Genomic DNA, 11875 nt, shown 5'->3' on the forward strand with positions numbered 1-11875 from the left:
ATTTAATAATTAATTAGATATTTTTTTTGTCGAAAATGTCGAATTTCGTCATATTATTATCTTTTTTTGTTGTTGTTCTGAAAATTCCGGCGAGTTTGTAGTGCCTACATGAAAAAGAAGTAACGAACCGATTGTTGCGCATTGTAAATATTTTGTTAAGAACAACTAGAAGTATTGAAGATATTGAAAAATAGATGTTATGATAGCAAAGGTTTTGATTTACAAACTTAACTTTAGGAGGATTCACATCCATGTTTAACTCAAAAAAACCAGATCCATTTTTCGAAGGATTATTAAATATTGCTAAAAATGTACAGCAAGGTGTTGACTTCGCAAAAGAAAGTACAATCACAAATGTTGCTGACTTAAAACAAATTCAAATTAAAATGAAATCATTTGAAACAGCAGGTGACAAATTAATTCACGAATTAATAGTTAAACTAAACGATTCATTCATGACGCCAATCGAGCGTGAAGATATTTTAGCTTTAGCCATTAAATTAGATGACATTTTAGATGGGATTGAAAACACAATCGCGCATTTCGAAATGTATGCTTTTACAGAAGTGAACCAACATATGCGTGATTTCGTAGACTATATTGCAAAATCTTCAGTTGAAGCAGTGAAAGCGATGGAGCTATTAAACAAAAAGGATTTAATTGGCATGCGACAACATGCGATTTTAATAAAGGATTACGAACGTGAATGTGACGAAATTTTCCGGAAATCGATTACAGAGTTATTCCAAGTGGAAAAAGATCCAATTCGTTTAATCATTTTTAAAGATTTATATGAGCAGTTAGAGGAAATTGCAGACTACTGCCAAAATGTAGCAAACACAATTGAATCTATTATTATGCGTAACGCGTAACAAAAAGGAGTAAACTATGGATACGTTATTAATTATTACCGTCCTTGTAGTCATCTTTGCGTTAGCATTCGATTTTATTAACGGCTTCCACGATACAGCGAATGCGATTGCGACTTCTGTTTCAACACGTGCGTTAAAACCTCGTGTGGCAGTTCTGATGGCGGCAGTTATGAACTTTATCGGTGCGATAACGTTTGTAGGTGTAGCAAAAGCGGTAGCGTCAGGCATCGTTGATCCGTTCTCGTTAAACGCATTTGAAGGTGATGTAACGGGCTCGGTTGTTATTTTAGCAGCACTTAGCTCAGCGATTACATGGAACTTATTAACATGGTATTTCGGGATTCCATCAAGTTCTTCACATACTTTAATTGGTTCAATCGCAGGTGCGGCAGTAGCATCAGCAGGCTTTGGCATTTTAAACTATGAAGGTTTCTTAAAGATTTTACAGGCGTTAATTATTTCACCAATTATCGCATTAGCGCTTGGTTACGTTGTGATGAAAATTTTCAAATTTATCTTCCAGCGTTCACCATTATATTCAACAACTAAAGCTTTCCGTTTAACGCAAATTGGTACAGCCGCATTACAATCATTCACGCACGGTACGAACGATGCGCAAAAAGCGATGGGTATCATTACAATGGCGTTAATCGCAGCAAACTGGCAATCGACAGATGAAGTACAAGGTTGGGTACGCTTCGCCTGTGCATTAGCAATGGGTCTTGGTACATCAATAGGTGGATACAAAATCATTAAAACAGTAGGCGGTAAAATTATGAAAATCCGTCCAATTAACGGGGTTGCAGCAGACTTGACTTCTGCATCGATTATTTTCGGTGCGACAGTGATCGCTTTACCAGTCTCGACAACGCACGTAATTTCTTCTGCAATTATGGGTGTAGGTGCTGCACAACGTGTGAAAGGTGTTAACTGGGGCATGGCGCGTAAGATTGTTATTACGTGGTTCATCACATTACCAATTTCAGCGGTTATGGCAGGTTTATTCTACTTCTTATTCAGTTTAATTTTCTAATACAAAACGGCGCTCACTAATGACTGTGAGACGCCGTTTTTTTAATGAAACTCATTTATCAATTACGCCTCTGCGTAATTGCGTCCAGATTTTTTTCGAGCTTGATCGAAAAACTCCTTTAAAAAATCTGTGACATCCGCCGGGGCATTAACTTGATTCAGCCAGGCTTTGAACCTCGTTAAACGCAGGATATACTTAGATTCATTCCCCTCTTTTAGAAGTGGAGGATTTTTGCTGAAGCAAGTTAAATTGACTATGCACATTTTCAATTGGGATAAATAAACCGACTTTTCCATAATTTTCACGGCTACCTGTTGCGAACACGACACCAATAACCTCGCCCGCCTCATTAATTACAGGACTTCCACTATTTCCTCTGTAAACGGGTGCATTCATCATAATAATATCTGGTGTAACACCAATTGCATTAGTGTAGCCTAGTATTTCGCCTTCATTAGCAATGCCGCTAAACGCAAGTGGATTGCCAATGAAATAAACATGCTCGTTTTGCTTGAAGGAACTAGAATCTGCTAATTTTAAATAAGGGATATCGGTAGCTTCGATTTTTAATAGCGCTAAATCAAAATCCTCATAGCTTTCAATGATTTGTGCCTTGTATAGTGTGTCATCAGGAAAGACTACAGTGATCGTTAAGGCATTGTCAATGACGTGCTCATTGGTAATTATGTAGCCATCCTCTGAAACCGCAAAGCCCGTCCCTTTCCCTGAATCAGTATTAATCGTAACGACTGCTTTTTTATATAGCTGTACATCTTCTTGATTTGATAATTTTGCTGATACTTTTAAAAATTCAATAGCAGGAATGGAGTATATATTAAAAATAACCGCAAATGTATTAAAAATTAATGTTAGTGCCATGAGCCAAACGACGATGAGCACAACTGGCTTTTGGCGCCTTGGTTTGTTAGGGACAGGATTTAACCGGCGTTCGCGTTCTTTAGCGAGCGCTTTTTCTTGTTCATCTAACACAAGTTCTAAAAATTCTTCTTCTGTGAGCTCTTCGGTTGTTTTGTTTTCAGCCATGTCATTCCCTCCGATATGTATTATTCTAACAAATTGCGAGAAATTTTTGACGATATCTTTTTGAATAAATATTTTTTTTATGAAGTTTGTGAATTTCTTCATATTACACGAGCAAAAATACTTCGTGCAAACAATCACACACTTTAGCCCTTTAATGCGCTAGTTTGAAAATTATAGCACTTGCATTTATTATTTTAATATAATTGATTGTGTAAAAATGAGCAAACTTTTAAGAAGTGATAAAAATGACTTAAGTATTGGTGTTAAAGGGTTTTGTGTGTGTTTTAATGGTTTTTCTTGGGTTTTAAATGTTATCGTTGACAAAATAATAAAAACACCATAACATACGTAATTATAAATAAAATTCAAATAATAAAAAAAGGGTGATGAAGATGGATTTAATGAAAAAGTCATTAGAGATGCATGAAAATTTTGGTGGTAAGATGGAAATTCGCGCAAAGGTTCCTGTTCAAGACAAATACGATTTAAGTTTAGCGTATTCGCCAGGCGTAGCAGCACCTTGCTTGGAAATTGAAAAAAATCCATCAAAAGTGTATGACTACACAATGAAGGGCAATTTAGTAGCAGTTATTACGGATGGGACAGCAGTGTTGGGATTAGGGGATATTGGGCCAGAAGCAGCATTACCGGTTATGGAAGGGAAGGCACTACTATTAAAACGTTTTGCCAATGTTGATGCCGTTCCAGTTTGTTTAAATACAAAAGATGTTGATGAAATTGTGCAAGTAGTAAAAGCGATCGCGCCAACTTACGGGGGCATTAATTTGGAGGATATTTCAGCACCGCGTTGTTTTGAAATTGAAGACCGTTTACGTGCTGAATGTAACATTCCCGTATTCCATGACGATCAGCATGGTACAGCAATTGTCGTAGGGGCAGCGTTGATCAATGCATTAAAAATTGTTAAAAAGCAGCCAGAAAATATGAAGGTTGTCATTAATGGTGCTGGTGCAGCGGGCATCGCGATTTTACGCATTTTAATTCAGATGGGTTATGTAAATGTACTAATGTGTGATACGAAAGGGATCATTTACGAAGGCCGACAAGAGGGGATGAACCCGATTAAAGAGCAAGTCGCAAGTTTAACGAACCCATACCAATTACGAGGAACGTTAGAGGAAGCGCTAGTTGATGCAGATGTATTCATTGGCGTATCTGCTGCTGACTTGTTGAAGGAGCACCATATTAAATCAATGGCAGCAGAACCAATCGTTTTTGCCTTAGCCAATCCAAATCCTGAGGTGACCCCTGAAAATGCAAAAAAATGGGGAGTAAAAATTATCGGTACAGGACGCTCAGATTATGCTAATCAAATTAACAATATGCTTGCATTCCCTGGTATTTTCCGTGGTGCATTAGATGTACGGGCAACAGATATTAATGAGGACATGAAATTAGCTGCGGTTGAAGCAATTGCCTCTTTGGTGACAGATGAAGAGTTAAACGAAGACTTTATCGTGCCAAGCTCAATGGATGAGCGTGTGGCAGGTGTTGTTGCAAAAGCTGTAGGTTCTGCGGCTATTGGATCAGGCGTGTCAGATTTGTTCCAACAAACATCAGTTGTACAAGATATAATTGCAATTTAACTTGCTTCGATGCGTAATAGATTAAAAGCGATGGGAACATTTTTTTAATGTCCCATCGCTTATTATTATATTTTAGTTTCGATTTCTGCTGTTAGTTCTTCAAGCTGTGTTATTAACTCACCAATAAATGCAATTGTATCGTGTAAAGGCTGTTCCGTTGAAATATCTACACCGGCCAATTGTGCTAACTCTAGCGGGGTTTTTGTACCACCAGCTTTTAATACTTCAATCCAGTCTGCAACCGCTGACTCATCACCACTAGAAATACGACGATATACTTGTGTAGAAATTGTTAAACCTGCTGAATACGTATATGGATATAAGCCCATGTAGTAGTGTGGTTGGCGCATCCAAGTAAGCTCAGCACCTTCGTTAATTTCTACTGTATCACCCCAGAATGCTTCTAATACTTCGCGTTTTAATTCGTTAAGCTTTGGTGCGTTTACTGTACCACCAGTGTCTACGATTTCATACACTTTACGTTGATAAGCTGCTTCTAGCAAATGTGTGACAAAGTTGTGGTAATAAGTACGGCTAATAATTGTTGAAATGACCCAACGTTTGAAGCGTGCATCTGTTGAGTTTTTCAGCAAATAGTTGGCCATTAACATTTCATTCATTGTTGATGGTGCCTCGATAAAATAAAGTGATGAGCGTGCATTGAAAATGTTCTGTGCGTCGTTTGCTAAATAGAAGTGGCCAGCGTGACCAAGCTCATGCGCAAGAACGAATACTTCATTCATACGGCTTGTCCAAGAAATTAAAATATATGGGTGTACACCATATGGGCTTGAGCAAAATGCCCCTGTTGATTTTCCGGCATTTTGTGCGAAATCAATCCAGCGCTCATCAAATGAACGATCCAGCATGTAGGCATAATCTTCGCCCATAATTGCTAAGCCGTCTTTCATGTATTTGCGCGACTCTTCGATTGTAATCTTGGGCTCATATGTTGGGTCTAATGAAATTTTAAGATCGGCAAATGTCATACTGTCTAAGTTATGTGATTTTTGAATAAGTTTTGCATAACGGCGCATATGTGGTGCTAGCTCCGATGTGATAAGGTCGATTTGACGGTCATACATTGTGCGGTCTACTTCCTGGTCTTGTAATAATGAATCGAAAATGGACTCGTAGCCGCGTAAATCTGCCTCTGTTTTTTCCATTTGAATATGTGTGTTGTATGTTTTTGCAGTTGTGTGTTGATAGTCGCGTAATTTGCTAGAGAATGCATCAAAAGCAGCGCGGCGTTTTTCTGTATCCGTTTCTAGCTCCCAATCACCTTCGAATAAGTTGTAGCTCATTGGGTAAGATTCGCCATCTACCTCGAAGTTAGGGAATTGCATATCCACTAATTTTGTCGTGTTATAAAGCTCGTATGGTGCGTTAAATGTTGCGCCAAATGCAGCTAATGCTTTTTCGGCCTGTGGGTGTAATTGGTGCGGTTTTTGTACTAATAATTTATCAATAAAGTTTTTGTATTCAGGCTTTACGTTTTGAGCTTCTTTTAATACGGCTTCATCTAATGCTAGTAAATCACTTGTAACAAATGAAAGCTTTGTCGCGATTGCAGCTGCTAAAGAGCCAAAGCCTGCTGAACGCAATTGATTTTCTGTATTCGTTTGCTCTACACTAATAGCAAGGTTTGCATATGTTCCGATTGGGATCATTTTCTCACGGATTTTTTCAGTTGCTTCAATTGCCTTAATGGCACCATCCGCATCCGTAATAATACCTGCTAAGCTTGTTGCGGCTTCATCTACAATTGCTTTTAGGTCTGCAATAGCAGCCGTATAAGCCTCTTCTGTTGTGAATAAATCTTGTAAATTCCATGTTTCTTGCAAAGTTACATCGCTACGCTTTACTGTTGACATCGTATTACCTCCTATTTGTTACGAGTTTCGAAATAAATAATAACATATTTCAGAATATTTAGGAAGTAAATGCGAATAATAAATACTTTGTTGTAATTTTGGGATAACCTTATAATGGAGTTAAGTATTTTCATAATAATGAAAGAGTGTGATGTCAGTGAATGAAGTTAGGGATTGCAGTTTAATTTTAGAAGGGGGTACATTCCGAACGGTATATACAGCGGGAGTGCTTGATGCGTTAATGGAGGAAAAAATCATTATGCCGTATATTGCAGCGATTTCGGCTGGTGCGATTAATGCGGTATCATATATGTCGAATCAACCAGAGCGTACGATGCGTGTATTAACGACATACCGAAATGATCCACGCTACATGGGAACGCGCAACTTTTTAAAGGAAAAGAGTATTTTCGGGCTCGATTTTGCTTACAATGTCGTGCCAAATGAGCTCGATTTATTTGATTGGGATGCATATTATAATTACCCAGGTGAAGTGGAATTTGGCGTAACGAATGCTTATACCGGAAAGGTGGAGTACAAGCAAGCACATACGATGACAAAGACATGTGATATTTTACAAGCAACATGCGCGATTCCACTATTATTCCCAGAAATTAAAATCGGCAACGCGCCTTATTATGATGGTGGATTAGCTGATTCTATTCCGGTGAAGCGTGCAATTGAAAAGGGCTTTGAAAAACATTTACTCATCTTAACACGTGAACCAGGCTATTTAAAAGCGGCATCAAAATCTTCAAGTTGGGCGACAAAGCTATTTAAAAAACGCTACCCACGTTTAGCGGCTGCAATGAATCAAAGACCAGACATGTATAATGAAACTATGCAGTTTATTAGTGAACTTGAACAAGACGGGAACGCGTTCATTTTCAAACCTGAACGCGCACTAAAAAGCTTTGAAAGTAAGGTAGATCAAATGAAGGCGAACTATCATATGGGCTACGAGCAAGCAACAAAGCAAATGCAGGAGTTGAAGCAATTTTTAGGGATTTAAAATATGAAAAACGCACTCGCAAAAATGCTAGTGCGTTTCTTTTGTAATGGTGATATTCAGCCAGCCAAATAAAATCGTCATGACTGGACTAAGTAAGCAGAAAAATGCGAACGGTAAGTAATCAAGTACGGAAACATTCAGAGTAGATGCGATAAATAAACCACATACACTCCAAGGAACAAGCGGGTTTATGACCGTTCCTGCATCTTCAATTGTGCGTGCTAAGTTTTTTGGGTGAAGCTTTAGTTGCTTGAACTTATCTTTAAATGCTTCTCCGGTTAATAGTAGCGATAAATATTGCTCGCCAATTGTTAAGTTAATAGCGATAGCAGTAAACGCCGCACCTGTAATAACAGAACCAACTGATTTTAATTGGTTTTGTAATGCTTCCAGAAGTGCTTGAATAATGCCGAGTGCAAATAATAGACCACCCATCGAGAGTGACAGCACAATTAAAATAATGGTAAACAGCATGCTATTCATGCCACCACGTGATAACAGCGAATCAATTGCGGCTACACCTGTTTCCATAGAAAAACCGTTATATAAAATCGAAAATAGTTCATTTAAAGGAATCGTGCTATGGAAATATGCAAGTACAATTCCGCTGATTGCACTAATTGCAAGTGTGACAAGACTCGGCGCTTTAAATAATGTACAAACGATCAACACAATGAGCGGTAACACAGAATACCAATGAATTAAATTTGTCGCAAGCAGTGTTTCCTTGTAGTTACTAATAAGCGCGGTATCAATTTCCTGGACACTTGGCGAAAGCAATGCGTAACCAATGAGCGAAAGTATAAATGCTGGAATCGTTGTGTACATCATATTTTTGATATGTGTAAAAAGGTCAACACGAACGACACTTGCTGCAAGATTGGTTGTATCAGATAGCGGTGACATTTTATCCCCGAAAAAAGCCCCCGATACAATCGCACCGGCCGTAATAACAAGAGAGGCTTCAATAGAGCTTGCGACACCAAGCATTGCGACACCAATTGTAGCTACAGTCGTAAGTGAGCTGCCGATCGCAGTTCCGATAATACTTGTAATGATAAAAACAATCGCATAAAAGAAACTCGCAGAAACAATAGACAAACCAATATATAGTAGCGTCGGAATCGTCCCCCCAATGAGCCAGCTACTAATTAAAACACCGATTAATAGAAAAATATAAATCGCGCCAATGCTTGAGGAAACAGAATGAACCATACTTTGTTCCATTGTTTTATAGGGCACTTTTTTAAGGGTACCGTAGACAATTAACAATGTAATCGAAATTAATATTGGGATATGGGGCACGCTTTCAAGCTTGATAATTGAATAAGAAATAATCGCAATAATGCTAAGCATAAGGAGCAATGCCTCGATTACATGAGGTTTTACGTGCTGAGATTGATTCATGAATTCAAAACCTTTCAGAATAATAATTTCGCGCTTCAACGCGTCGAAGTACGAAAGTAAGTGTAACATTATTTGTTGTAAAAGGGAAGGGGAAAAAAGAAAGACAACGCAATTCCTTTCGAATCACGTGATTTTCTTGTTGGTTTAATAATATATTAAGCTGATTTCCTTACAAATAATTTCATGTAATCAAATATTAAAACAACAGAAGCACTTAGGTTATTTCCAAAATGGAATGGCACAACGATTGATAAATAGATACATTAAAAAAGCGCAAACCGATTTTCGGTTTGCGCTAAAGTTAACCAATTACTTCGCTAACATAATTTGTTCTAATTCTAATGGCTCGATATAAGTAGCACCTTTGTATGCGCGCATATTTCCGCCAGAAATTTCATCTATTAATATTATTTCGTTTGTTTTTGCATCGCGACCAAATTCTAATTTAATATCGTAAAGTGTTAAGTCTTTTTTCGCTAGCTCTGCACCAACGAATTTTGCGATTTCAATTGTACGTTCTTTTAAGATTGCATATTCTTCGTGTGTTAAAAGATTTAACATTGCTAATGCATCTTCTGAAATTGGAGGATCTTGTCGGTCATCGTCTTTAATAGTTACTTCCACAAACGCATCTAAATCTTGGCCTTCCGTAGCGTAAGCTCCGTAACGACGTAAGAATGAGCCAACTGCTTTGAAGCGGCAAATAACTTCTAAACCTTTTCCAAATACTGTTGCAGGTTTTACAGTCATAGTTTGCTCTTCGAAGTTTGCATCTACATAGTGTGTAGGTACTTCAAGCTCGTTTAATTTAGAGTAGAAGAACGATGTTAATTTTAAGCCAGCTAAACCAGCGCCGTCGATTGTTAAACCAACTGTGTTAGCACCTGGATCGAACACACCGTTTTCACCTGTTACATCATCTTTGAATTTTAATAAGTAAAGTTCGTTTTCTAATTTAAATACATCTTTTGTTTTACCAGTATAAATTAATTCCACGCTAAAAAACCTCCAATTTGAATTCATTTATATTGTAACACGAATGTTATTTGGTTGTGAACACAAAAATGTTCGTTTTTATAAGAAAGATATATATCGACAGTTGCATAAAGTGGAAATTGCACTGCCAATCATTAAGTACATTTGGTATACTACAAATAAGGAAAGGAGTGGTAATTATGGTAGAAATCTATCGCAATGTTGTCGTAGCAGTTGACTTTTCAGAAAAAGCGAAAATTGCATTTGAACGCGGTGTACACATTGCAAAATTAACTGGAGCATCACTTCACCTAGTTTGTGTAATTGATACACATTCGTTTGGTTCAGTTGAAGCATATGATTTAAAATATGCGAAAGAGTTAAAAGAAAAAGCTGCAGTACATTTAGATGAATACAAAGCAAAAGCTGTTGAAGCAGGTGTTGAGAATATCCGAACAATCGTTGAAGAAGGCTCACCCAAAGTTATTTTAACAAGCTTAACCGAATCGGATTTAATCATTGTTGGTGCAACAGGGCTAAACCGTGCAGAACGTTTCTTACTTGGCTCTGTATCAGAAAATGTAGTACGTAATGCGAAATGTGACGTATTAGTCGTACGTTAAGCGAATTTGAAAACCGCAATCTCCTATACGGAGTTGCGGTTTTAATTTTATTAAATATTTTAATACACGCCTTCAACAAGCATTCCGTTTGCTACTTTAACAAAGCCTGCAATGTTAGAGCCTACTACTAGGTTACCTTCATAGCCATATTTTTTCGCTGCTTCTGAACTTTCAGTGAAAATTGATTTCATAATATTGTGTAATTTTGAATCAACTTCTTGGAATGACCAGTACGTACGGCTAGAGTTTTGTGCCATTTCTAATGCCGATACTGCTACGCCACCAGCATTTGCAGCTTTTGCGGGTCCAAATAATACACCGTTATCTAAGAATTCATTAATTGCTTCTAAGTTCGAAGGCATGTTTGCACCTTCTGCAACGACTTTTACACCGTTTGCGATTAATGTACGTGCTTGCTCGCCGTTAATTTCGTTTTGAGTTGCGCAAGGTAGGGCAATATCACATGGAATTGTCCAAATACCATCGCAGCCTGCTGTAAATACAGCTTTAGGACGGTATGTTACATATTCACTAATACGATTGCCTTCTACTTCTTTTAATCGTTTTACAATTTTTAAATCAATGCCTTCAGCATCGTAAATATAACCTGAAGAGTCAGAGCAAGCGACTACTTTAGCACCAAAATGTTGTGCTTTTTCGATTGCATAAATTGCAACGTTACCTGAACCAGAAACAACTACTTTTTTGTTTAAAATTGTGTCATTTGCCTCACGTAGCATTTCGCTTACGAAGTATATTAAACCATAGCCAGTTGCTTCTGTACGAGCTAATGAACCACCGTAACCCGGTTTTTTACCAGTTAACACACCTGCTTCGTATGCACCGCGAATACGCTTGTATTGACCCCATAAGTAACCAACCTCACGAGCACCTACACCGATATCACCTGCTGGAACATCGACATCTGGACCAACATAACGGTATAATTCTGTCATGAATGCTTGGCAGAAGCGCATAATTTCTGCATCTGATTTCCCTTTTGGATCGAAGTCAGAACCACCTTTACCACCACCAATAGATTGACCAGTTAATGCATTTTTGAAAATTTGTTCAAACGCTAAAAACTTCATAATTGATTCATTTACAGTAGGGTGGAAGCGTAGGCCTCCTTTGTATGGCCCGATTACATTATTGTATTGTACACGGTAACCACGGTTTACTTGTACATCGTTGTTATCATCTTGCCAAGCAACGCGGAACGAAACGATGCGGTCAGGTTCTACGATACGTTCTAAAATATTATGTTTGATATATTCAGGATGTTGTTCGAATACAGGAACTAATGAAAGGAAAATTTCTTCCGCAGCTTGTAAGAATTCTGGTTGGTGTGCGTTCTTTGTTTGTAATTTTGAGAATACGTTATCAACGTATTGTTTTGCATTATTAAGCAATGCTGTTGTCATTTTG

Annotated in this window: 10 protein-coding genes; 5 read left to right on the forward strand and 5 right to left on the reverse strand. The window is 37.9% G+C overall.

The genetic code is table 11. The features are described 5' to 3' along the window. The first annotated feature begins 251 nt into the window (after positions 1 to 251). Both LZ480_RS05300 and LZ480_RS05305 read left to right on the forward strand, forming a co-directional pair. Positions 252 to 872 carry a DUF47 domain-containing protein gene (locus tag LZ480_RS05300; protein WP_241368333.1) on the forward strand — a complete coding sequence of 207 codons (621 nt, stop codon included), beginning with the start codon at positions 252 to 254 and terminating at the stop codon, positions 870 to 872. 16 nt (positions 873 to 888) lie between these two features. Continuing rightward, positions 889 to 1905, forward strand: a complete 1017-nt coding sequence (locus LZ480_RS05305) for an inorganic phosphate transporter (protein WP_241368334.1) — start codon at positions 889 to 891, stop codon at positions 1903 to 1905. Positions 1906 to 2106: 201 nt separating this feature from the next. On the opposite strand, the gene LZ480_RS05310 is transcribed toward LZ480_RS05305, so the two are convergent. Then, positions 2107 to 2949 carry a S1C family serine protease gene (locus LZ480_RS05310; protein ID WP_241368335.1) on the reverse strand — a complete coding sequence of 281 codons (843 nt, stop codon included), beginning with the start codon at positions 2947 to 2949 and terminating at the stop codon, positions 2107 to 2109. A gap of 392 nt (positions 2950 to 3341) precedes the next feature. On the opposite strand from LZ480_RS05310, the gene LZ480_RS05315 reads away from it, so the two are divergent. Then, positions 3342 to 4556: an NAD(P)-dependent malic enzyme gene (locus tag LZ480_RS05315; RefSeq protein WP_241368336.1), complete on the forward strand. Its 1215-nt coding sequence runs from the start codon at positions 3342 to 3344 to the stop codon at positions 4554 to 4556. Positions 4557 to 4621: 65 nt separating this feature from the next. Here LZ480_RS05315 and pepF read toward each other — a convergent pair whose 3' ends face one another. Then, complete coding sequence (gene pepF, locus LZ480_RS05320; protein WP_241368337.1) at positions 4622 to 6430, reverse strand: oligoendopeptidase F; 1809 nt, start codon at positions 6428 to 6430, stop codon at positions 4622 to 4624. A 151-nt stretch (positions 6431 to 6581) separates the two neighbouring features. On the opposite strand from pepF, the gene LZ480_RS05325 reads away from it, so the two are divergent. Further along, positions 6582 to 7442: a patatin-like phospholipase family protein gene (locus tag LZ480_RS05325; protein WP_241368338.1), complete on the forward strand. Its 861-nt coding sequence runs from the start codon at positions 6582 to 6584 to the stop codon at positions 7440 to 7442. 27 nt (positions 7443 to 7469) lie between these two features. On the opposite strand, the gene nhaC is transcribed toward LZ480_RS05325, so the two are convergent. Beyond that, entirely contained in the window at positions 7470 to 8849 is a 1380-nt protein-coding gene (gene nhaC / locus LZ480_RS05330) for a Na+/H+ antiporter NhaC (protein WP_241368339.1), read from the reverse strand. Positions 8850 to 9158: 309 nt separating this feature from the next. Beyond that, positions 9159 to 9845, reverse strand: coding sequence for a phosphoribosylaminoimidazolesuccinocarboxamide synthase (locus LZ480_RS05335; protein ID WP_241368340.1), 687 nt, complete (start codon positions 9843 to 9845; stop codon positions 9159 to 9161). A 179-nt stretch (positions 9846 to 10024) separates the two neighbouring features. Here LZ480_RS05335 and LZ480_RS05340 point away from each other — a divergent pair, with 179 nt between their 5' ends. After that, complete coding sequence (locus tag LZ480_RS05340) at positions 10025 to 10447, forward strand: universal stress protein (protein ID WP_241368341.1); 423 nt, start codon at positions 10025 to 10027, stop codon at positions 10445 to 10447. A gap of 59 nt (positions 10448 to 10506) precedes the next feature. Here the strand turns inward: LZ480_RS05340 and gdhA are convergent, their stop codons facing one another. Further along, the gene (gene gdhA / locus LZ480_RS05345; RefSeq protein WP_241368342.1) at positions 10507 to 11871 is read right to left on the reverse strand and encodes an NADP-specific glutamate dehydrogenase; all 1365 of its coding nucleotides are present in this window, start codon (positions 11869 to 11871) and stop codon (positions 10507 to 10509) included. Positions 11872 to 11875 lie beyond the last annotated feature (4 nt).

The sequence above is a fragment of the Solibacillus palustris genome, assembly GCF_022549215.1.
Lineage (GTDB): Bacteria > Bacillota > Bacilli > Bacillales_A > Planococcaceae > Solibacillus > Solibacillus daqui.

What these genes read in the sequence shown, in the direction of transcription:
- LZ480_RS05340 (WP_241368341.1), top strand. Translation starts at nt 10,025, where the DNA reads ATGGTAGAAATCTATCGCAATGTTGTCGTAGCAGTTGACTTTTCAGAA.
- LZ480_RS05310 (WP_241368335.1), bottom strand. Translation starts at nt 2,949, where the DNA reads ATGGCTGAAAACAAAACAACCGAAGAGCTCACAGAAGAAGAATTTTTA.
- pepF (WP_241368337.1), bottom strand. Translation starts at nt 6,430, where the DNA reads ATGTCAACAGTAAAGCGTAGCGATGTAACTTTGCAAGAAACATGGAAT.
- gdhA (WP_241368342.1), bottom strand. Translation starts at nt 11,871, where the DNA reads ATGACAACAGCATTGCTTAATAATGCAAAACAATACGTTGATAACGTA.
- LZ480_RS05325 (WP_241368338.1), top strand. Translation starts at nt 6,582, where the DNA reads ATGTCAGTGAATGAAGTTAGGGATTGCAGTTTAATTTTAGAAGGGGGT.
- LZ480_RS05315 (WP_241368336.1), top strand. Translation starts at nt 3,342, where the DNA reads ATGGATTTAATGAAAAAGTCATTAGAGATGCATGAAAATTTTGGTGGT.
- nhaC (WP_241368339.1), bottom strand. Translation starts at nt 8,849, where the DNA reads ATGAATCAATCTCAGCACGTAAAACCTCATGTAATCGAGGCATTGCTC.
- LZ480_RS05300 (WP_241368333.1), top strand. Translation starts at nt 252, where the DNA reads ATGTTTAACTCAAAAAAACCAGATCCATTTTTCGAAGGATTATTAAAT.
- LZ480_RS05305 (WP_241368334.1), top strand. Translation starts at nt 889, where the DNA reads ATGGATACGTTATTAATTATTACCGTCCTTGTAGTCATCTTTGCGTTA.